Annotated in this window: 14 protein-coding genes; 7 read left to right on the forward strand and 7 right to left on the reverse strand. The window is 71.5% G+C overall.

What is annotated here, in order from left to right; translation table 11 throughout:
- Window positions 1-3 precede the first annotated feature (3 nt).
- The gene (gene polA, locus ACE3Q8_RS00465; RefSeq protein WP_374467885.1) at window positions 4-2,874 is read right to left on the reverse strand and encodes a DNA polymerase I; all 2,871 of its coding nucleotides are present in this window, start codon (window positions 2,872-2,874) and stop codon (window positions 4-6) included.
- A gap of 149 nt (window positions 2,875-3,023) precedes the next feature.
- On the opposite strand from polA, the gene ACE3Q8_RS00470 reads away from it, so the two are divergent.
- Entirely contained in the window at window positions 3,024-3,638 is a 615-nt protein-coding gene (locus tag ACE3Q8_RS00470; protein ID WP_374467887.1) for a hypothetical protein, read from the forward strand.
- On the opposite strand, the gene ACE3Q8_RS00475 is transcribed toward ACE3Q8_RS00470, so the two are convergent.
- The gene (locus tag ACE3Q8_RS00475) at window positions 3,628-4,431 is read right to left on the reverse strand and encodes an isocitrate lyase/phosphoenolpyruvate mutase family protein (RefSeq protein WP_374467889.1); all 804 of its coding nucleotides are present in this window, start codon (window positions 4,429-4,431) and stop codon (window positions 3,628-3,630) included. The genes ACE3Q8_RS00470 and ACE3Q8_RS00475 overlap by 11 nt on opposite strands.
- A gap of 86 nt (window positions 4,432-4,517) precedes the next feature.
- On the reverse strand, window positions 4,518-6,236 hold the full coding sequence (locus ACE3Q8_RS00480) for a tetratricopeptide repeat protein (protein WP_374467891.1): 1,719 nt from the start codon (window positions 6,234-6,236) through the stop codon (window positions 4,518-4,520).
- 103 nt (window positions 6,237-6,339) lie between these two features.
- Here ACE3Q8_RS00480 and recF point away from each other — a divergent pair, with 103 nt between their 5' ends.
- Entirely contained in the window at window positions 6,340-7,479 is a 1,140-nt protein-coding gene (gene recF / locus ACE3Q8_RS00485; RefSeq protein ID WP_374467893.1) for a DNA replication/repair protein RecF, read from the forward strand.
- Here recF and ACE3Q8_RS00490 read toward each other — a convergent pair.
- Window positions 7,434-9,023: a TonB family protein gene (locus ACE3Q8_RS00490; RefSeq protein WP_374467895.1), complete on the reverse strand. Its 1,590-nt coding sequence runs from the start codon at window positions 9,021-9,023 to the stop codon at window positions 7,434-7,436. The genes recF and ACE3Q8_RS00490 overlap by 46 nt on opposite strands.
- A 222-nt stretch (window positions 9,024-9,245) precedes the next feature.
- Between ACE3Q8_RS00490 and gyrB the strand changes: the two genes are divergently transcribed.
- Both gyrB and ACE3Q8_RS00500 read left to right on the forward strand, forming a co-directional pair.
- Window positions 9,246-11,672 (forward strand): DNA topoisomerase (ATP-hydrolyzing) subunit B, encoded by a 2,427-nt coding sequence (gene gyrB, locus ACE3Q8_RS00495; protein WP_374467897.1) that lies wholly within the window; start codon window positions 9,246-9,248, stop codon window positions 11,670-11,672.
- Window positions 11,673-11,680: 8 nt separating this feature from the next.
- On the forward strand, window positions 11,681-12,013 hold the full coding sequence (locus ACE3Q8_RS00500; protein ID WP_374467899.1) for a TfoX/Sxy family protein: 333 nt from the start codon (window positions 11,681-11,683) through the stop codon (window positions 12,011-12,013).
- 3 nt (window positions 12,014-12,016) lie between these two features.
- On the opposite strand, the gene ACE3Q8_RS00505 is transcribed toward ACE3Q8_RS00500, so the two are convergent.
- On the reverse strand, window positions 12,017-13,822 hold the full coding sequence (locus ACE3Q8_RS00505) for a M14 family metallopeptidase (protein ID WP_374467901.1): 1,806 nt from the start codon (window positions 13,820-13,822) through the stop codon (window positions 12,017-12,019).
- A gap of 40 nt (window positions 13,823-13,862) precedes the next feature.
- The gene (locus ACE3Q8_RS00510) at window positions 13,863-14,561 is read right to left on the reverse strand and encodes a winged helix-turn-helix transcriptional regulator (RefSeq protein ID WP_374467903.1); all 699 of its coding nucleotides are present in this window, start codon (window positions 14,559-14,561) and stop codon (window positions 13,863-13,865) included.
- Between the two features lie 149 nt (window positions 14,562-14,710).
- On the opposite strand from ACE3Q8_RS00510, the gene ACE3Q8_RS00515 reads away from it, so the two are divergent.
- Window positions 14,711-15,847 carry an acyl-CoA dehydrogenase family protein gene (locus ACE3Q8_RS00515; protein ID WP_374467904.1) on the forward strand — a complete coding sequence of 379 codons (1,137 nt, stop codon included), beginning with the start codon at window positions 14,711-14,713 and terminating at the stop codon, window positions 15,845-15,847.
- On the opposite strand, the gene ACE3Q8_RS00520 is transcribed toward ACE3Q8_RS00515, so the two are convergent.
- Entirely contained in the window at window positions 15,805-16,407 is a 603-nt protein-coding gene (locus ACE3Q8_RS00520) for a TetR/AcrR family transcriptional regulator (RefSeq protein WP_374467907.1), read from the reverse strand. The two genes, ACE3Q8_RS00515 and ACE3Q8_RS00520, sit on opposite strands and share 43 nt — an antisense overlap.
- Before the next feature lie 224 nt (window positions 16,408-16,631).
- Here ACE3Q8_RS00520 and ACE3Q8_RS00525 point away from each other — a divergent pair, with 224 nt between their 5' ends.
- Together ACE3Q8_RS00525 and ACE3Q8_RS00530 are read left to right on the forward strand one after the other, a co-directional pair.
- Entirely contained in the window at window positions 16,632-17,819 is a 1,188-nt protein-coding gene (locus ACE3Q8_RS00525; protein WP_374467909.1) for an efflux RND transporter periplasmic adaptor subunit, read from the forward strand.
- Window positions 17,820-17,858: 39 nt separating this feature from the next.
- Entirely contained in the window at window positions 17,859-21,029 is a 3,171-nt protein-coding gene (locus tag ACE3Q8_RS00530) for an efflux RND transporter permease subunit (protein WP_374467911.1), read from the forward strand.
- Window positions 21,030-21,035 lie beyond the last annotated feature (6 nt).

Below are 21,035 nucleotides of genomic sequence, written 5' to 3' on the forward strand. Positions count from 1 at the left end.
GGCCTAGTGGGCGTCGTCCCAGTTGGGCGCGGCGCGGGCCTCGACCACCAGTGGCACCGACAGGGACACCGCCGGCTCGTGGGCGGTCTCCATGATCCGGCGCGCCACCTCGATCACCCGGTCGGCCTCGGCCTCGGGCGCCTCGAACACGAGTTCGTCGTGCACCTGCAGCAGCATCTTCGCCGTCAGGCCGGCCTCGCGCAGCGCCCCTGGCATCCGCACCATGGCCCGACGGATCACGTCGGCAGCGGCGCCCTGGATCGGGGCGTTGATCGCCGCCCGGTCGGCGAAGCCGCGCTCTGCCTGGCTCTTGCCGCGGGCCGCGGGGATGTGGACCTTGCGGCCGAAGATGGTGGTGACGAAGGCCTGGCTGCGCACCTGCTGCTGCATGCGGTCCATGTAGGTCCGGATGCCCGGGAAGCGCTCGAAGTAGGTCTTGATGTAGGCCCCGGCCTCCTCGCGGCTGATGCCGAGCTGGTTGGAGAGGCCGAAGGCCGAGATGCCGTAGACGATGCCGAAGTTGATGGCCTTGGCCCGGCGGCGGACCTCGGCGGGCATGCCCTCGACCGGCACGCCGAACATCTCCGAGGCCGTCATGGCGTGGATGTCGAGGCCCTCCTTGAACGCCCGCTTGAGCTGCGGGATGTCGCCGATGTGGGCCAGCAGGCGCAGCTCGATCTGGCTGTAGTCGGCGCTGATAAGGACGTTGCCCGGCTCGGCGATGAAGGCGCGGCGGATCTTGCGGCCTTCCTCGGTGCGGATCGGGATGTTCTGCAGGTTCGGGTCGGTGGAAGCCAGCCGCCCGGTGGTGGCCGCCGCCAGCGAGTAGGACGTGTGCACCCGGCCGGTCTTCTCGTCGATCGCCGCCACCAGGGCGTCGGTGTAGGTGCCCTTCAGCTTGGAGAGCTGCCGCCAGTCGAGCAGCACACGCGGCAGCTCGTGGCCCTGGTTCGCCAGGTCCTCCAGCATGGAGGCGTCGGTGGAGAGCTGGCCCGTGGCGGTGAACTTGCCCGAGCCGAGGCCCATCTCCTTGAACAGGATCTCGCCGATCTGCTTGGGCGACCCCAGGTTGAAGGGCCGGCCCGCCAGACGGTGCGCCTCGGCCTCCAGTTCGCCCATCCGCACCGAGAAGTCGTTGGAGAGCTGGCGCAGCCGCTCGGGGTCGACCTTGACGCCGGCCAGCTCCATTTCCACCAGCACCTTCGGCATCGGCCGCTCGAGGGTCTCGTAGACGGTGACCAGCTTCTCGTCGGCCAGCCGCGGGCGCAGGTGCTCGTAGAGGCGCAGGGTCACGTCGGCGTCCTCGGCGGCGTAGCAGGTCGCCTCGTCCAGCTTCACGTGCTTGAAGCTCTTCTGGCCCTTCCCGGTCCCGGCGACGGTCTTGAAGCTGATCGGCTCGTGGCCCAGCCACTCCTTGGAGAGCTCGTCCATGCCGTGGCTCTTCCTCAGGCCCCCCTGAAGGGTGAAGGAGATGAGCATGGTGTCCTCGATCGGCGACACCTGGATCCCGTAGCGCGACAGAACGGCGAGATCGTACTTGCCGTTCTGCGCCACCTTCAGGACGGAGGGGTCCTCGAGCAGCGGCTTCAGGTGGGCGATCACCTCTTCGCAGGGGATCTGGGCCAGGTCCTCCTTGGCCTCGAAGTCCAGCCCGCCGTCGCCCTCGTGCTCATGGCCGACCGGAATGTAGCAGGCCTCCCCGGCCGCGACCGCCAGCGACAGGCCACACAGGTTGGCGCTGGTGGCGGACAACGCGTCCGTCTCGGTGTCGAAGGCGACCACGCCCCTCTCGCGCGCCCGCACGATCCAGGCCTCGAGCGTGGCCACGTCGCGGACGCACTGGTAGGCCTTCACGTCCACGGGGCCGTGCTGCGGGGCGGGCCTGGCGCGGGCCTCCGGGGCGGGGGTCGCCACGGGCGCCTGGGCGCCGGCCTTGCCGTCGCCGATCCGGCGCGCCAGCGTCCGGAACTCCATCCGCTCGAGGAACTCGGCCAGCACCGCCGGATCGGGATCGTCCACCGCCAGCTCGTCGATGGGGCAGGGCAGCGGCGTGTCGCAGTCGAGCTTCACCAGCTCGCGCGACAGGCGAATCTGGTCGGCGTATTCGATCAGGGTCTCGCGGCGCTTGGGCTGCTTGATCTCGCCGGCCCGGGCGAGAAGGGTGTCGAGGTCGCCGTACTCATTGATGAGCTGCGAGGCGGTCTTGATGCCGATGCCGGGGGCGCCCGGCACGTTATCCACCGAATCGCCGCAGAGCGCCTGCACATCGACGACCTTCTCCGGCGGAACGCCGAATTTCTCGATGACCTGCTCGATACCGATCTTCAGGCTCTTCATGGTGTCCAGCATGAACACCTGCGGGCCGACGAGCTGCATCAGGTCCTTGTCGGACGAGACGATCATCACCTCGCCGCCCAGATCGCGGACCTTGCACGCGTAGGCGGCGATCAGGTCGTCCGCCTCGTAGCCGGGCAGCTCAAGGCAGGGCACGCCGAAGGCGCGGGTCGCCTCGCGCACCAGCGGGAACTGCGGGACCAGGTCTTCGGGCGGCGGCGGGCGGTGGGCCTTGTACTGGTCGTAAAGCTTGTTCCGGAACGTGTCCTCGGAGTGGTCGAAGACCACCGCCAGGTGGGTCGGCGCGTCCTCGGCCGTCTTCATGTCCACGAGCAGCTTCCACAGCATGCTGCAGAACCCCGACACCGCGCCCACCGGCAGACCGTCCGACTTTCGGGTCAGAGGGGGCAGGGCGTGGAACGCCCGGAAGATGAAGCCCGACCCGTCCACCAGGTAGAGGCGGACCTTGGGGCCGTCCTGCGTCGGCTCGCGCGGGATCTCAGCCAGGGTCTGGGGGGCGGCGTCGAGGGTGTCGGTCATGGGCGGAACATAGGCGCGCGAGGCCGGAAGGTCATCTGCGACCCTTGGCCGAAACCGCGCCGCGCGTCTAAGGAACGGGAGTGGCCGGCTCCGCACCCTTTCTCCACCTCGCGACCCCCTGTTACGGCGGTCAGGCCCATGTGACCTACATGCGCTCGCTCCTGGCGCTGCGGCCGGCCTGCGCGGCGCGTGGGGTCAGCCTGTGGACCGACGTCGGCGGCGGCGAGGCGCTGATCGGCCGCGGACGGGGCAGCTACCTTTCGGCGTTCCTGCGTTCCGAGGCTACCCACCTGCTGTTCGTCGACGCCGACGTGGGCTTCCCGCCCGAGGCGGTGTTCCGCCTGCTCGACAGCGGGCACGAGGTGGCGGGCGGCCTGTATCCGCGCCGAGCGCAGGATCCGGCCGCGCTCGCCGCCGGCGCGCTCGCCTGGGAGGCGGACGAGCTGCCCCAGCCGACCGCTGCGGGGGCCGACGGTTTCCGCCGCGTGGCCGCCCTCGGCGCCGGGTTCCTGATGATCACCCGCCCCGCCGCCGAGCGGCTTCGGACCGCCTATCCGCACCTGGTGGCCAAGCTGGGCGACGTGCAGGGCGCCCGCGCGCCGGACGCTCTGATGGTCTTCGACAGCTTCGTGGAGCCCGGGACCCGCCGCTACCTGAACGACTGGCAGGCCTTCGGACGCCGCTGGCGCGACATCGGCGGCGAGGTGTGGGCCGACACGCACAGCGGGCTGACCCACATGGGCGAGGTGGCGCTCAGGCGCTGAAGCGCTGGTTCAGGTTCGGCAGGGCCTCGGACGCGAAGGCTCCGGCCTCGCCGGTCTGCAGGTAGGCGGCGACCCCTTTGGCGAGGCTCGCATAGGCCAGGCGGAACGGCGCGGTCGCCGAGCTCAGCCGCCGCACGCCCAGCGCCCGGAGCCGCGCGGCGGGTGGTAGGCCCGGCAGCAACATGATGTTCAGCGGCAGCCGGATCGCTTCGGCCAGGCGGCCAATCAGGCCCTCGTCCTTGGCGCCCGGCGTGAAGATCCCGCTCGCGCCGGCCTCGGCGTAGAGCGCCGCGCGCCGCACGGTCTCAGCGAACGCCGCCTCGCCCTCAGCCAGACCGCGCAGATAGACGTCCGTGCGGGCGTTGATGAACAGCGGCACGCCAGCGCGCTCGGCCGCCGCCCGTGCCGCGGCGATCTTGCGGGCGTGGAGCTCGGGATCACGGCCACCGTCCTCGAGGTTCACCCCCACCGCGCCGGCTTCGATGACGCGCACGATGTTGTCCGCCAGCACCTCCAGGTCGTCGGTGTAGCCGCCCTCGAAATCGCAGGTCACCGGCAGATCGGTCACCCGGGCGATCTCGGCCACCGTCGTGATGACCTTCTCCATCGGCAGGGCGTCGCCGTCCGGGTAGCCGTGCGCCCAGGCCACCGCCGCCGACGAGGTGGCCACCGCCTTCGCGCCGGCGTCGGCCATCAGGGCCGCGCTGGCCGCATCCCAGGCGTTCGGCAGGATCAGGATCTCCGGCCCGTGGTGCAGCGCCTCGAACGCCTGCGCCGTGTTCTTCTGGTCCATCTCGCCCTCCTCGTCGGCTTGCCCGTGCAGGACGAGGATATGGCGAGGCTTGTGACATCCCGCTCGCGGAATTCGGACTCGGTCCGTCAGGCGCGCCGGATCTCGTCGGCGACGCGTGCGATGACCCGGTTCCAGTCGCCCTCGTGCCCCTGCCGGAACAGCCGCACCGAGCCGTACCAGGGCATGGCCTCGCCGCTCAGCCCGTAGCGCCACTCCGGACGCCGGGGAACCATCACCAGGCACCGCTGACCCACCGCGCCGCTCAGATGCACGAGCGCCGTCTGGACGGACACGACCAGGTCCATGGCCAGCACGGCCGCGGCAAGGTCGTCGAAGTCGCTGACCGTGTCCGGGGCCGGCGCAACGATGGGGATCCCGCGGCCGGCGTTCACCTGCGCCAGCTCCTCGGCCACCTCGCCGTATTGCAGGCTGACGAACTCGCAGTCCGGCAGGTCGAGCAGGGGCGCGAGCTGCGCGAGCTCCAGCGACCGCGCCGAGCGCCCCGTGCTGGCCAGCCCGCCCCGCCACGACACCCCGATCCGCAGCCGACCGCGCCTGGGCCCCAGCCGCTCGGCCCAGGCGCGGCGTGCGGGCTCCGACGGCGAGAGGTAGGGGCGGCCGGGGAAATCCGCGGGCGTGAGGCGAAACAGCCGGCCTAAGCTGCCGATCGCCAGCACCAGGTCGTGCGGCGGCGCGGGCGCGCCGGGCGCCACCAGCTCCAAGCCCGGAAAGCTGTTCCCGAACAGGCGGTGGAGCCGGGTCTCGCAGATCAGGGCCACGCCGCCCGCCAGCGCCTGCAGGTCCGGGATCATGCTGGCGAACATCAGGACGTCGCCGATCCCCTGTTCGGAGACCAGCAGCACGCGCTTGCCGGCGAGGTGCTCACGCTCCGCCCGGTGGGCGAGGCGGCCGCGCAGCGAGGGCAGGACCAGCCCGGCCGAACGGCTGACGAAGCTGTGCGCCTGCCACCGCTCCTCGTAGTCGTCCCAGCCTTCGGCGAGCAGTCCGAGGCGAAGGCGGGTGAGGGCGCGGCTCCAGCGGGTCTCCGCCGCGTGGGGGTCGAGCTCCAGCGCCCGGTCGTAGCTCGCCAGGGCCGCGCGGTTCGTCTCCGGCGCGACCGGCTTGAGGAAGTCCAGCTCCAGCAGAGCCTGCCCGCGGCCGTGGTGGCCCGCCGCGCTGCGCGGGTCGCGCTCGAGCGCGGAGTCGTAGGCGGCGAGCGCCTCGTCCCAGCGCTCCAGGCCCATGAGGCTGCCGGCCCAGGCCAGCCGCGCCGAGGCGTCGTCAAGCCCCAGCGCCCGGCCCGCCTCGGCGGCCTCGAGCGCCTCCTGCGGACGACCGAGCGCCACCAGCGCCCGGGCGCGGTTGATCATCGCCACCGCATAGTCCGGCCTGAGCGCCACGGCGGCTTCGAACGCCGCCGCCGCCTCGGCGTGACGGCCGAGGTCGAGCAGCACGTTCCCGCGGTTGTTCTGGTTGGCCGCGTCGCGCGGGTTCAGGGCGAGCGCGCGGTCGTAGGCCTCCAGTGCGGCGCGCGGCTCGCGCCTGCGGAGCGCCACACCCAGCAGGCCGAAGGCCCGCCAGGCGGAGGGATCGAGGGCGACCACCCGGCGCAGGACCGGCGCGGCGCGGTCGTGCTGCCCCGCCTGGAGCAGCAGCAGGCCGAGGAGGTTCAGCGCGGCGAGATCGTCCGGAGCCGTCTCCAAAACCGCCTCGCAGAGCGCCTGCGCCTCCGCCGCTCGGCCGGCCCGGTGGTGGGCCCGGGCCTGTTCGATCCTGGGGTCGATGGCGGCGCTGCTGGGGGACACGCGAAGCTCCCGTTCGTCCCGTCTTAGCCGTGGCGCCGGCGCGGCGCCAAGATCGTCTGGCCGGCGCTCGCCTCGCGCCCCGCAAACCGGCTATGACCGGCCGGTGACCGCCACGGCCCTGACCCGCCTGACCCTGACGGACTTCCGGTCCTACGCCCGGGCCGATGTCGCCCTGAACGGCCTGTCGGTGTTCCTCGTGGGCCCGAACGGCGCCGGGAAGACCAATCTGCTGGAGGCGGTCAGCTTCTTCACCCCCGGCCGCGGCCTGCGGGGCTCCAGCCTCGCCGAGGTGGGCCGGCGCCTTCCGGGCGAGACGGCTGGCCGGGCCTGGGCGGTGGCCGCCCTGGTGTCGGCGGCGGGCGAGGAGACCCGCCTCGGCACGGGAGTGGAGCAGGCCGGCGCGTCACGCCGCACGGTGCGGATCGAGGGCGAGACCGTCCCGCCCGGCCGGCTCGCCGAGCACGTGCGCCAAGTCTGGCTCACGCCCGCCCAGGACCGCCTGTTCCTGGAAGGCGCGGGCGAGCGGCGGCGCTTCTTCGACCGTCTGGTGTTCGCCGCCGAGCCTCGCCACGCGGCGCACGCCACCGCCTACGAGAAGGCCCAGCGCGAGCGCATGCGGCTCCTGGTCGACGGGCCGGCCGACCCGGCGTGGCTGGACGCCCTGGAGGCCCGGCTGGCCGAGGCCGGCGCGCTGATCGCCGAGGCCCGCGCCCGGACGCTGGGCGCCCTGCAGGCCGAGATCGGCACCCGTGGCGAGCGTCCCTTCCCGCAGGCGCGGCTCAGCCTGACCGGCGAGTGGGAGCAGATGGCCGGAGCGGGGGCGGAGATCGCCGAGATCGAGGGCCGCCTCGCCGAGGCCCTTCGCCGCGCGCGCGAGCGCGACGCCGCCGCCGGCCGCGCGCTCACCGGTCCGCACCGTGGCGACCTCGCCGTGCTGCACGCCGAGAAGGACCGTCCCGCAGCCGAGTGCTCCACCGGCGAGCAGAAGGCGCTGATCCTGAACCTGGTGCTCGCCCAGGCGGCGCGGCTCGCCCGCGCCTCGGCCTCGCCCTCACCGATCCTGCTGCTGGACGAGGTGGCCGCCCACCTCGACCGCCGCCGCCGCGCGGCCCTGTTCGACGAGATCACCGCGCTGGGCCTGCAGGCCTTCCTCACCGGCACCGACGAGCACCTGTTCGAGGAGCTGAAGGGCCGTGCTCAGGGGGTCCGTGTGGACGGGGCGGAGCTCGCGCCGCTCGGCTGAGGCTGACCGCACGGGCGTCCCCGGCAGTAGGCCGTGCGGGCCTCCGCGAGGATGCGTGCGTGCCACTGCTGATAGGCGGTGTTCAGCGCCGGTCCCAGGGTAGGGCCGGCGCGCCGCAGCGCCAGGCCGCTGGGCGTCCGGGCGAAGGCGGCGGCGGCGGTCAGTTCTTCGGCGGCGAACTCCGCGGCATAGGCGTCGGCCCGCAGCGCCTGGATCTCCGCCGTCGCCTGGGCGAATCCCTGGCGCACGGCGGCGAGGGCGTCCGCGTAGGCGGCTGCGTCCGCGCCCTGCGGGCGCTCGCCGAGCATGGTGGCGAGCTGCGCCTCGCTGAACGGCGGGTCCGGATAGGCGGCCGCCACATAGGCCTCGGCGGCGGCTCGGGCCGCGCGGCTGGCGCCCTTGCGCGGGGCATAGGCGGCCCGCGGGATCAGGGCCGGAAACACGATGTCGAGCCCCATGGTTTGGCCGGCGGCGCCTCCCGCCGCCTGCGTGGGGCTCAGGCGATAGGCCTGCGAGAGCCGGACGGCGGCGGCGGCGAAGCCCAGGCCGGCGGGCGCTTCGGCGACCGCGCGGCAGTCCTCCAGCACGCCGTTGCGCGTCACCCGGCAGCGCAGCCGAACCTGACCGCCCAGCCCCATCAGCTTCGCGACCATGGGCGTGGCGGCGATGACCGCGCCGGGGTTCGGCCGGTCCGCCCAGATCGGCTCCCAGATCGGATCGTCGGCGCGCGGCAGGAACGCCGAACCTCGCGGCGCGCAGGCGTGCTTCGCGCAGAAGGCCGCGCGGGCCACGGGGGCGGCCCGGCGCAGGAACTCGCCGTGGAGGTCCTGCTCCAGCGCCTCCCGCGCCTGCCCCGGCCGCCACACCGCCCGACCAGGCGTGCCGGCCTCCTGCGCCAGGGCCGTGAGCTCGGCCTCGCTCAGCGCGCGGGCGAAGGCGGCGGCATAGGCTTCCCGCAGCTCCGGCATCCGGGCGCCGACGGCGGCGCGCAGCGCCTCGGCGGCGGCCCGCCGGTCGGCTTCGGCCGCGGCCGTCTGCGTGGTCGTGATCAGGGTCTGGGCGCGCGCCTCGTAGTGCGCTTGCGCGGCGGGGATCACCTCGAGCCCGTCGACGATGGCGCGGCCGGCCGCCAGCGCCGCCGCGGTCGGCGGGACGCCCGCCGTCGGCGGGTCGGGGCGCGGAGGCGGCAGGCGGAAGGCGATGGGGATCCGCACGGTCCCGCCCGTCACCGGCTCCCCGTCGCGCGACAGCGGCCGCATCCGGAACAGGCGGCTGAGCTCGAGGCTCGCCGCTCCGAAGCCGATCGCCGCCGGCGCCTCCTCGACGACGGAACAGCCCTCCAGCAGGCCTGCGGTGCTGACCGCGCAGGCGATCACCGCACGGCCCTCGATCTCCAGCACCTGCCCGATCATCGGGTAGGCGTCGGCCATGTCCTCGCCGGAGGGGCGGCGCAGCCAGTCGGGCTCGGTGACCAGGCCCTGGCCCGCGACCGGCGATGCGAGGAGGGCGGCCAGGAGGGGGGCCAAGCGGAGGGCGGACGGCATGCCGCCACAGTGGCCAGCCGGCTTCCGGGGAGCAAGCGTGGCCGCTCGCGCGTACGTGCGCGCACGCGGGCAGGTGCGCCGCGCGCGCATCATCCCTATATTGTCGTGACAGATTCGGCCGATTCCGGCCGGCGGGCGCGGGAAGGCGCCGGTCCCTCTGCATTGGAATGCGGGCGAGCGGCCTCCAGTCGGGGTCTCCGGTCCGATTCAACTGGACGTGTGATGAGCGAAGAGAACGAGACCAACGGGAATGGCGCGGCCGAGTACGGCGCGGAGTCGATCAAGGTCCTGAAGGGCCTCGACGCCGTGCGCAAGCGCCCCGGCATGTACATCGGCGACACCGACGACGGCTCGGGCCTGCACCACATGGTCTACGAGGTGGTGGACAACGCCATCGACGAGGCCCTGGCCGGCTGGGCGACCCGGGTGGAGGTGATCCTCAACGCCGACGGTTCCTGCACCGTCACCGACGACGGCCGCGGCATCCCCACCGACATCCACGAGGGCGAGGGCGTCTCGGCGGCCGAGGTCATCATGACCCAGCTCCATGCCGGCGGTAAGTTCGACCAGAACTCGTACAAGGTCTCCGGCGGTCTGCACGGCGTGGGCGTTTCGGTGGTGAACGCGCTGTCGGACTTCCTGAAGCTGAAGATCCACCGTGGCGGGCTCACCCACGAGATGGAGTTCCGTCGCGGCGACGCGGTTTCCCCCCTGGCGGTGACGGGGACGTCGCCGAAGCGGGACAACGGCGAGTTCCTCACCGGCACGGAGGTCACCTTCCTGCCGTCGACCGACACCTTCCGGTTCATCGAGTTCGACCTGAAGACCCTGGAGCACCGCCTGCGCGAGCTGGCGTTCCTCAACTCCGGCGTCACCATCTGGCTGAAGGACCTGCGCGGCGCGGAGCCGTTCGAGGAGGTGATGAGCTACGAGGGCGGCATCGAGGCCTTCGTGCGTCACCTCGACAAGGCCAAGACCCCGCTGATCAAGCAGCCCATCGTCGTCCGCGGCAAGCGCGAGAACGTCGAGGTGGACCTCGCCCTGTGGTGGAACGACGGCTACCACGAGAACGTCCTCTGTTTCACCAACAACATCCCGCAGCGCGACGGCGGCACCCACCTGGCGGCGTTCCGCTCGGCGCTGACGCGGATCATCTCCGGCTATGCCGAGAGCTCCGGCGCGGCGAAGCGCGAGAAGGTCAGCGTGTCGGGCGAGGACGCCCGCGAGGGCCTCACCTGCGTGCTGTCGGTGAAGGTTCCGGACCCGAAGTTCTCGTCGCAGACCAAGGACAAGCTGGTGTCCTCGGAAGTGCGCCCGGCCGTGGAGAGCCTGGTGAACGAGGGCTTGGGGACCTGGTTCGAGGAGCACCCGAACGAGGCCCGGATGATCGTCCAGAAGATCGCCGAGGCCGCCGCCGCCCGCGAGGCGGCCCGCAAGGCCCGCGAGCTCACCCGCCGCAAGTCGGCGCTCGACATCACCTCGCTGCCCGGCAAGCTCGCCGACTGCCAGGAGAAGGACCCGGCCAAGTCCGAGATCTTCCTGGTGGAGGGCGACTCGGCCGGGGGCTCGGCCAAGCAGGCCCGCAACCGTGAGAACCAGGCCATCCTGCCGCTTCGGGGCAAGATCCTGAACGTGGAACGGGCGCGGTTCGACAAGATGCTGTCGTCCGACCAGGTGGGCACGCTGATCACGGCGTTGGGCGCCGGCATCGGCCGCGACGACTTCGACATCGAGAAGCTGCGCTACCACAAGATCGTCATCATGACGGACGCCGACGTGGACGGGGCGCACATCCGCACCCTGCTGCTGACGTTCTTCTACCGCCAGATGCCGGAGGTGATCGAGCGCGGGTATCTCTATATCGCCCAGCCGCCGCTCTATAAGGCGGCCAAGGGCAAGTCCTCCCGCTACCTGAAGGACGACTCCGAGCTCGAGACCTACCTCGTCGACGAGGGCACCGACGGGGCGACCCTCGACCTCGCCTCGGGCGAGCGGCTCGCGGGCAAGGATCTGCTGGCGCTGGTGAACACTTCGCGCGGCGCCAAGGCCAACGTGGAGCGGCTGGCCACACGCGCGCCAGCCTTCGCCATCGAGCAGTCGGCCCTGGCCGGCCTCTTCGTTGATGGCGGCGGCGACGCCATGGCCGCGGCGCGGCGTCTCGACCTCTACGCCGAGGAAGGCGACGGCTCGTGGAGCGGCGAGAAGGGCGAACAGAACAGCTACGTGTTCAGCCGGGTCCGGCGCGGCGTCTCGGAACGAATCGTGCTGGACGACATCCTGCTGCACGCCGCCGACGCGCGTCGCCTGGCCGAGCGGTCCAAGGAGCTGGCGGAGGTCTTCTCGGGCGTCGCCACCTTCACGCGGCGTGACAAGACCACCACCGTCCGCGGTCCAATCGACCTGGTGAACGCGATCATGGACGCCGGCCGTCAGGGGCTGAAGATTCAGCGCTACAAGGGTCTGGGCGAGATGAACCCGGATCAGCTCTGGGAGACCACGCTCGACGCCGACGCCCGCACCCTGCTGCAGGTGAAGGTGACCCATGCGGACGACGCCGACGACATGTTCACCCGGCTGATGGGCGATCTGGTCGAGCCGCGCCGGGAGTTCATCCAGGAGAACGCCCTCGACGCCGAGGTCGACGTCTAGGGCCCGCCGTGGCGGTCAGCGCGTCCTTCCTCGAGCAGGTCCGGGAGGCGCTGGCCGCCGCCCCCGAGCTGCGGACGCGGCGCATGTTCGGCGGCGTCGGCGTGTTCTCCGGCGAGCGCATGTTCGCGCTGGCCATCGCCGACACGCTCTACCTGAAGTCGGATGCGGTCACCGCGGCCGAGTTCGACGAGCTCGCCCTTGAGCCTTTCCGCTACGCGACCAAGACCGGCGAGGTGCGCGAGACCTCGTACCGCCAGGCGCCGGAAGAGGTCTGGGAGGATCCCGACGTGGCCGCCGCCTGGACCCGCCGCGCCCTGGAGGCCGCCTGGCGCAAGGGCTGAGCCTCAGCCCGCCGTCTCGCGCCCCACCGGATAGACCAGGTAGCGCGGGTCGAAGTACGGCGTCTTCTCGTAGAACCAGCGCAGGCGGGCGTCGCCGTCAGCGGCGAAGGCCGGGTCGGCGGCAAGCCGGGCGCGGAACTCGGCGGCGAGCTTCGGGTCGTCCTTCAGCATCCGCTCCGCGAGCGGGGCGATGACGTAGCCTTCCATGTACTCGGTGCGCTGCAGGATCTCGGGGAAGAAGCCCCAGGCCAGAAAGCTGTCGGGGCTGCGCGCCTCGAGCAGGATGCTGGCGAGTTCGCCCAGCGGCTGGTCGGTGGGAACGCGGACGGAGCCCGGCGCATAGGTCACCCTCCGCCGCGCGGCCACATAGTCCTGCGCGCCCACCGGGAAGCGGCCCTCCATGGCCGGCTCCTGCTTCGGCGCCACGAGACGGGTGAGCTCGACGTCCACCGTGCGCGGCGCCCGGAGGATCTCGAAGGAGACCCCGTGCCGGCGAAGCCGGTCTATCACCTCGGACTTGTGGGCCGGCACCCAGTAGGCGGCCGGCCGCTGGACCACCACGTCCGGCTCGGAGACGAACACCGGCGCCTGCACCGGCTCGCCAGGCCGGCCGAGCCAGCGGACCTCCTCACGGCCCGACGCCCCCGAGCGCCAGGTCTCCCGGCGGACCGGTCGGAACAGGATCCGGTCCACCGGCTGCGCCAGGGGCTTCCAGGACAGCACCACGCGGTCGGGCCTGAGCGTCCGGTCCGCCGACCGGGCGGCCTCCAGCTCGGCTGCGCCCGCCGCGGTGGCGCGAAGGGTCGCCTCCAGCAGGACGTAGGTTCCCAGCACCCGCTGGCGGTAGGGCTTCAGCGAATGGGTCTCGACCAGCACGGTCGGCATCCGGCGCAGGTCGCCGAAGCCGGTGGAGAAGCGCGCGGTGTCCGCTCCCACGGCGAAGCCCTTCTCCGGCGCCCGCGGGTCGATGGGGTCGAGGTAGGGGGCCGGGAAGTGGCCGTTGCGGCTGAGCGCCTGCTCGATGGCCGGCCGGAGCGCCTTGTCCAGCCACGCGCCCGAACGCGGGCTGCGGGCGTAGCGCCCGCCCCAGCCGGGAAAGGAGAAGGTGATGTCGTGGACGTAGTCGACGCCATCGGTGACGTGAAGGTCGAGGTAAAGGTCCGGGTCATAGCGGCCGATCAGCGCCAGCATCGCCTGCATCTCGGGCGCGTCGAGCTTGGCGTAGTCGCGGTTCAGGTTGAGGTTCTGGGCCGTCGTGCGGAAGCCCTGGCTCTCGGGCCCGCGCTGGTTGGGCCGGCTGTACGGTGAGGTGTTCTCGTGGCCGTCGGCGTTGAACACCGGCACGAACAGCAGGTTGACGCTGTCCAGCAGGTCCGCCTTGCCGCGCTGGGTGATGTCCCGCAGCAGCATGAGGCCGGCGTCCTTGCCGTCGATCTCGCCCGAGTGGATGCCGGCCTGGGCCAGCACGACCGGCTTCTTGGGATCCAGCCGGCCCTTGTCCTTGCTGACCACCGCCACCACCAGCTCCCGCCCCTCCGGCGTGTCGCCGAACCGTTCGAGCCGGATCAGGTCGGAGGCGGCGGCGAGCCGGCGCAGGTAGTCCAGGGTCTCGGCGTAGGACGGCGTGGTGCGGAAGCCCGCCTTCTCGGCCGGAGTGATCCAGGGGTGGTTCGCCGGCGCCACGAGCCGCTCGCTCGCCCCGCGCCAGGCGGGGGCCGGCGGCAGGATGTCGGCGAAGCGGGCCTCCGGCTGGGCGGCTGCGGGCGCGGCGAACAGGGCGGCGGCGAGAGCGAGGGCAAGGGCGCGCATGCGCCTTCTTACCGCATGACCGGGCCCGGGGAAGCGCGGCTCAGCTTGCCAGCCTCTGTTCCCGGGCGAACGGGCTGAGCCCCAGCCAGCTCTGCATGTCTCCCGCCAGCTTGCCGTCACCCACCAGGGTGAGGCGCGCGCTGTTCACGGCCGCCCGCACGGTGTCCACCCCCATCCAGATGGCGGTCATCGTCCGAAGGTCGCTGGTGGCGTAGAGATCGACGTCGAATCCAGGATCCACAGAGCAGAGGTCCGTCGGCGCGTCGGGCGCCACCACCAGCCAGAACGACCGCAGGCCCTCCGGCTGCTCCGGATACCTGAACATGATGACGCTGCGGCGCGGCGGCAGCGGGGTGGGGTCGAGGTTGCGGCGCATGTCCCACATCAGCAACTGGGCGTCGAGGCGCTGCAGCGAGAGCTCAGGGTCGATCCAGCGCTGACCCCAGGCGCCCAGCGCCTCGACGAAGGGGCGTGTCTGCAGGCCGGCGTCGGTCAGGCGGTACTCGAGCACGCCCGGCTCGCCCGCAGCCGGGCGGCGCACCACCAGGCCGGCCGCCTCCAGCTCCTTCAGCCGCTGGGAGAGCAAGGCCGGCGACATGCGCGGCGCGCCACGCCGGAGGTCGTTGAACCGCGCGGTTCCGGCGTGCAGCTCCCGCAGCACTATGGCTGTCCAGCGCGTGCACAGCAGCTCGGCCGCCATGGCGACGGGGCAGAACTGCAGATATCCGGACTGAGCCATGGGCGCCTCCCTTGCTGGGCCAAGAGTACGCCCTTCGAAGAACGCTGCTAGTTCAGATGCTGTACCGGCCGCGGTTCAGATCCTGAACTGGCCAAGGGGCGGCGGCAGGCGGATGCTCGCGGAACAACGATCTTCCGAAGGCTCTCCCCATGACCCAAGTCGAAACCCTTTCCCGTCCCGCAGAGTGGGCCGCTCGCGCCGAGGCGCTGCGTGGCGAGATCGCCGCCGGCGCCGCCCGATGCGACGCCGAGGACCTGTTCGCCGCCGACGCGTTTGCGCTGCTCAAGGCGGCCGGACTGTTCAAGGCGCATGTGCCTGAGGACCTCGGCGGCGGCGGGGCCAGCTACGCGTCGCTCTGTGAGGTCGTCAGGATCCTGGCGTCAGGCTGCGGCTCCACCGGCCTGGCCTTCGCCATGCACAGCCACATCGTAGCCCTGGCGGTGTGGCGGCGGACGCACGAGGGGGCGCCCACCGAGGGCCTGCTGAAGCGGGTCGCGGCCGAGGACCTCGTGCTGGTCTCCAGTGGCGGGTCCGACTGGCTTCAAAGCGTCGGCCGCGCGGAGAAGGTGGACGGCGGGTTCCGCATCACGGCCCGCAAGGCCTTTTCCAGCGGTTGTCCCGCGGGCGACCTGCTCAACACCAGCGCGGTCTACGACGATCCCGAAGCGGGCCCCACGGTTCTGCACTTCGCTGTGTCGCTGAAGGCGGACGGGGTCCGGATCCTGGACACCTGGCGTACGCTCGGGATGCGGGCGACGGGGTCGCACGACGTGGAGCTCTCCGAGGTGTTCGTGCCGGACGCCGCAATCGCCGGGCGCCGGCCGCAGGGCATGTGGAACCCCCTGTTCCACGCCATCAGCCTCATCGCCTTTCCGATCATCTACTCGGCGTATCGCGGTGTGGCGGGAGGCGCCCGGGCGATCGCGCTCGAGGCGGTCCGCAAGCGGGCGCCCGACGAGGGGCTCGTGCAGCTTGTCGGGGAGATGGAGACGGCCTTCATCGGCTGCGAGACGGCTGTCGATGCGATGGTTCAGCTTGCTGCGTCATCCTGGCCAGGGCCGGAGACGACCGGCCGGGTCATGGCGCTGCGCCAGATCGCCGGACAGGCCGCCATCCGGACCGCGGAGCGCGCCATGGAAGCGGTGGGCGGTCGCGCCTTCTACCGCGAGCTTGGGCTGGAGCGGGCGTTCCGGGACGTGCAGGGCGCCCGCTTCCATCCCCTGCAGGAGAAGCCGCAGCTCCGCTACGCGGGGCGGCTGGCCCTGGGGCTCGACCTCGACGGCTGAGCGCCGTCCAGCGCACAGGTCATGAGGGCCCTGGCCGCAGCGCTCAGGCCGCGGACAGGGCCGTCTTCGCCCAACGTCACCCGGGCCACGTAGGCGCCTTCCAGCAGCAGGAACAGCCCGTCCGCCAGTGTGCCGTCGGGCGCGCCCGCCTCGCGGCAGAGGTCGCCGATCCGGGCTCGCATCTCCGTCTTGTGATCCACCGCCACCCCCCGCGCCGGATGGTCCGGCTCGTGCAGTTCGATGGCGGCGTTCGACAGCGCGCAGCCGCGGGTGTCGCCGCAGGTCTTCTGGCCGAAAGCCTCGAACAGGGCCTCGAGCTGGCGGCGCGGATCGCCCGCGTGCGGGGCGATGACCTCGTCCCACCAGCTCCAGCTTTCCCGAGCCTGCTCGCGCAGGCACGCGGCGACGAGCTCATCCTTCGAGGGGAAGTTCCGGTAGAGCGTCATCTTGGTCGCGCCGGCCTCGGCTGCGATGGTTTCGACGCCCACCGCACGGATGCCGCGCTCGTAGAACAGCTCGCAGGCCGTTTCGAAAATTCGATCGCGGGCGGACTTTTTCACGTCCGGTCCCTTGCCACCTACGGTAGCGCTACCCACCTTGGCTGTACTCCCACCTTCCATTTTCCCTCCCACCAACTTTCATTTTTCCTTGCATTGACGTGTGAGTGACCGGTCAGTATCGTCTTTGCAGGTGATACCGAACGGTATAGTCACATCGCCAATGTGAGCCGATCAGGCGCGGAGTTCAAGACGCCTGCGGCCCAAACTGAAGCTGGAGCTTGGTCATGCGTGTGCGTTCCATCGCGCCTTTCGGCGCCATGATGGCTCTGTCCTTGTTCATCGCCGGATGCGGCGCCCGCGCCCAGCAGGGGCCCGCCGAGGCGCCGCCGCCGCAGGTGACCGCGTCGCCGGTGGTCGTACGCGAGCTGCCGACCTGGGACGAGTTCACCGGCCGTCTCGAAGCCGTCGACACCGTGCAGGTCCGCCCGCGCGTGGGCGGCTACATCGACAGCGTCCGGTTCCAGGAAGGCGCCACGGTCCGCAAGGGCCAGGTGCTGTTCCAGATCGACCCGCGGCCGTTCCAGGCCGAGGTGGCCCGGCTCACGGCCGAGGTCGCCGCCGGCCGCGCCCGGCTCGAACTCGCCGCGGCCAACCGCGGTCGTGGCGAGCGGCTGGTGGAGCAGGCGGCGCTCGCCCGCAGCGAGTACGATCGCCTGGTTTCCGAGGAGAAGGCCGCCCGCGCGACCCTCGACGCCGCCGCCGCCGCCCTTGCCTCTGCCAAGCTCAACCTCGAGTTCACCCGCATCACCGCGCCGATCTCCGGCCGGGTGTCGCGGGCCCTGATCACCGAGGGTAACCTGGTCAGCAGCTCCGATGTGCTGACCACGGTGGTCTCCGACAGCCCGATCTACGCCACCTTCAACGCCGACGAGCAGACCTACCTGAAGTACGCCGAGACGGCGCGCACTCAGCCGGGGCCCGTCTACATGGGCCTGATGGACGAGCAGGGGCATCCCCACGAGGGGCGGCTGGTGTTCGTCGACAACGTGGTCGACGCCCAGAGCGGCACGATCCAGGGGCGCGCCATCTTCAGCAATCCCGACGGGCGGTTCACGCCGGGCCTGTTCGCCCGCGTGAAGCTGGTGGGCTCGCGTCCCGAGCCGGTGGCCCTCATCCCGGACCGCGCCATCGCCGCCGACCTCGGCAAGCGCTTTGTCCTGGTGGTGGGCGGGGACCGCGTCGCCCAGTACCGGGCGGTGACGGTCGGCCCGCGCGTGGGCGACCTCAGGATCGTGCGCGCCGGCCTCAAGCCCGGCGACGTGGTCATCGTGAACGGCGGCCAGCGGGTGAAGCCCGGACAAGCCGTGAAGCCCACGGTCCAGCCCTTCCGCCTGCCCGAGGCCGAATTGGCCCAGCTCACCGGCGCGCCCCTGCGCGTCGCCCAAGCCGACACGGGTCGCTCGGCGCAATAGCGCCGGGCGGCCTCGTCCCCCCTCCCCGGACGAGTCCCCATGAACTTCTCGCAGTTCTTCGTGAACCGCCCGCGCTTTGCGGCGGTGCTCTCGATCATCATCTTCGTGGTCGGGCTGATCGCCCTGCCGCGCCTGCCGATCAGCGAATACCCGGAAGTGGTGCCGCCCACCGTCGTGGTGCGCGCCGTCTATCCCGGCGCCAACCCCGAGACCATCGCGGACACGGTCGCCTCGCCCATCGAGCAGGCCATCAACGGCGTGGAGGGCATGCTGTACCAGTCCTCCCAGGCCACCGCCGACGGTGTGGTGACGATCACCGTCACCTTCCGCCTGGGCGTCGACCTGGATAAGGCCCAGGTGCAGGTGCAGAACCGGGTCGCCCAGGTGCTGCCCCGCCTGCCTCAGGAGGTGCAGCGCGCCGGCGTCACCACCAACAAGGCCTCCCCGGACCTCACCATGGTCGTGCACCTGATCTCGCCGGATCAGCGCTACGACATGCTCTACCTGTCGAACTACGCCCAGCTCCGCGTCCGCGACCAGCTCGCCCGGATCGACGGCGTCGGCGACGTGCAGATGTTCGGCTCTGGCCCCTACGCCATGCGCATCTGGCTCGATCCCGAGAAGGTCGCCGCCCGCGGCCTGACGGCCGGCGACGTGATCCGCGCGGTGCGCGAGCAGAACGTGCAGGTGGTGGCCGGCCAGCTCGGCGCCCCGCCGGCGCCGGGCGCCGCCGACTTCCAGGTGGCCATCAACTCGCAGGGCCGCCTCTCCACCGAGGAGGAGTTCGGCGACATCATCATCCGCACCGGCGAGCAAGGGGAGGTCACCCGCCTGCGCGACGTGGCGCGCGTGGAGCTCGGCTCCAACAGCTACGCGCTGCGCTCGCTGCTCGACAACCGCCCCGCGGTCGCCCTGCCGATCTTCCAGCGTCCGGGCTCCAACGCCCTGCAGCTTTCCGCCGACGTGCGGGCCACCATGGCCGAGCTGAAGAAGGATTTCCCGGAAGGCGTCGACTACCGGATCGCCTACGACCCCACGGTCTTCGTGCGCGGCTCCATCGACGCGGTGGTGCACACCCTCTTCGAAGCCATCCTGCTGGTCGTCCTCGTGGTGGTGCTGTTCCTGCAGACCTGGCGAGCCTCGGTGATCCCGCTGATCGCCGTGCCGGTGTCGCTCGTGGGCGCGCTGGCGGTGATGCTGATGATGGGCTTCGGCCTCAACACGCTCACCCTGTTCGCCCTGGTGCTGGCCATCGGGATCGTCGTCGATGACGCCATCGTGGTGGTCGAGAACGTGGAGCGGAACATCGAGCTGGGGCTCTCGCCGCCGGACGCCGCCCGCCAAGCCATGCACGAGGTGACGGGTCCCATCGTCTCCACCGCCCTGGTGCTCTGCGCCGTCTTCGTGCCGACCGCCTTCATCAGCGGCCTGACCGGCCAGTTCTACCGCCAGTTCGCGCTCACCATCGCCATCAGCACCCTGATTTCGGCGTTCAACTCGCTGACCCTCTCGCCGGCCCTGGCCGCCGTGCTGCTGAAGCCGCACGGCGCGCCGAAGGACCGCCTGCAGCTCCTGATCGACCGGCTGTTCGGCTGGCTGTTCGTGCCGTTCAACCGCTTCTTCCGGCGCAGCTCGGACCGGTACGTGGGCGGCGTCAGCCGGCTGCTCGGCCGCTCCAGCGTGGCGCTGGTGATCTATGCCGGCCTGATCGCCATCACGGCGCTGGCCTTCATGAAGACCCCCGGCGGCTTCGTGCCCAGCCAGGACAAGCAGTACCTGATCGCGGCGGCGCAGCTCCCCGAGGCGGCGTCCCTCGACCGCAGCGAGGCCGTGATCCGCCAGGTGAGCGACATCGCGCTGAAGACCCCCGGCGTCGAAAGCGCCGTGGCGTTCCCAGGCCTGTCGATCAACGGCTTCACCAACGCGCCCAACGCCGGGATCGTCTTCGTGGCGCTGAAGCCCTTCGAGGAGCGGACCAGCCACGAGCTGTCGGCGGGCGCCATCGCGGGCCAGCTCAACGGCAAGTTCGGCGCGATCCAGGACGCCAACATCGCCGTCTTCCCGCCGCCGCCCGTCATGGGCCTGGGCACCATCGGCGGCTTCAAGATGCAGATCGAGGACCGCGCCGGCCTCGGCTCGGAGGAGGTCTACCGCCAGACCCAGAACCTGGTGGCGGCCGCCCAGAAGGAGCCCGCGCTGGCCGGCGTCTTCTCCGGCTTCCAGATCAACGTGCCCCAGGTGCGCGCCGACATCGACCGGGAGAAGGCCCGGGCCCAGGGCATGAACCTGACGGACCTCTTCGAGACCATGCAGGTCTATCTGGGCTCGCTGTACGTGAACGACTTCAACCGGTTCGGCCGGACCTACGAGGTGCATGTGCAGGCCGACCAGCGCTTCCGCCTCGACCCCGAGGACGTGCTGCGCCTGCAGACCCGCAACGGCAGCGGCCAGATGATCCCACTGGGCGCCTTCGTGACACTCGACGAGACCACCGGGCCCGACCGGGTGCCCCACTACAACGGCTACCTGTCCGCCGAGATCAACGGGGGCGCCGCGCCTGGCTTCTCGTCCGGTCAGGCCGAGAAGGCCATGGAGCGGATCGCCAATGCGAACCTGCCCAACGGCATGAGCTGGGAATGGACCGACCTGACCTACCAGCAGATCCTGGCGGGCAACACGGCGATCTACATCTTCCCGCTCTGCGTGCTGCTGGCCTTCCTGGTGCTGGCCGCGCAGTACGAGAGCTGGAGCCTGCCGCTCGTCGTGATCCTGATCGTCCCCATGTGCCTGCTCTCGGCGCTGGTGGGGGTGAACCTGGCCGGCGGCGACAACAACATCTTCACCCAGATCGGCCTGATCGTGCTGGTGGGGTTGGCCTGCAAGAACGCCATCCTGATCGTGGAATTCGCCCGCGACCGGGAGGCCCACGGTGTGCCCACCTGGGACGCGGTGCTGGAGGCCTGCCGCCTGCGCCTGCGGCCGATCCTGATGACCTCGCTCGCCTTCATCATGGGCGTGGCGCCGCTGGTCTGGTCCCACGGTGCGGGCGCCGAGATGCGCCGCGCCATGGGCGTGGCGGTGTTCTCCGGCATGCTCGGCGTCACCCTTTTCGGGCTGATGCTGACCCCGGTCTTCTACCTGGTCATCCGCAAGCTCAGCGGCCGGTTCCAGTCGGCGGGCGCCGCACCCGCGCCGGCGCCGGCGGAATGAGGACAG

It is taken from the genome of Phenylobacterium sp. (assembly GCF_041913825.1).
Taxonomy (GTDB): Bacteria; Pseudomonadota; Alphaproteobacteria; order Caulobacterales; family Caulobacteraceae; genus Phenylobacterium.

What these genes read in the sequence shown, in the direction of transcription:
- polA (WP_374467885.1), bottom strand. Translation starts at nt 2,874, where the DNA reads ATGACCGACACCCTCGACGCCGCCCCCCAGACCCTGGCTGAGATCCCG.
- ACE3Q8_RS00470 (WP_374467887.1), top strand. Translation starts at nt 3,024, where the DNA reads ATGCGCTCGCTCCTGGCGCTGCGGCCGGCCTGCGCGGCGCGTGGGGTC.
- ACE3Q8_RS00475 (WP_374467889.1), bottom strand. Translation starts at nt 4,431, where the DNA reads ATGGACCAGAAGAACACGGCGCAGGCGTTCGAGGCGCTGCACCACGGG.
- ACE3Q8_RS00490 (WP_374467895.1), bottom strand. Translation starts at nt 9,023, where the DNA reads ATGCCGTCCGCCCTCCGCTTGGCCCCCCTCCTGGCCGCCCTCCTCGCA.
- gyrB (WP_374467897.1), top strand. Translation starts at nt 9,246, where the DNA reads ATGAGCGAAGAGAACGAGACCAACGGGAATGGCGCGGCCGAGTACGGC.
- ACE3Q8_RS00505 (WP_374467901.1), bottom strand. Translation starts at nt 13,822, where the DNA reads ATGCGCGCCCTTGCCCTCGCTCTCGCCGCCGCCCTGTTCGCCGCGCCC.
- ACE3Q8_RS00510 (WP_374467903.1), bottom strand. Translation starts at nt 14,561, where the DNA reads ATGGCTCAGTCCGGATATCTGCAGTTCTGCCCCGTCGCCATGGCGGCC.
- ACE3Q8_RS00515 (WP_374467904.1), top strand. Translation starts at nt 14,711, where the DNA reads ATGACCCAAGTCGAAACCCTTTCCCGTCCCGCAGAGTGGGCCGCTCGC.
- ACE3Q8_RS00525 (WP_374467909.1), top strand. Translation starts at nt 16,632, where the DNA reads ATGCGTGTGCGTTCCATCGCGCCTTTCGGCGCCATGATGGCTCTGTCC.
- ACE3Q8_RS00530 (WP_374467911.1), top strand. Translation starts at nt 17,859, where the DNA reads ATGAACTTCTCGCAGTTCTTCGTGAACCGCCCGCGCTTTGCGGCGGTG.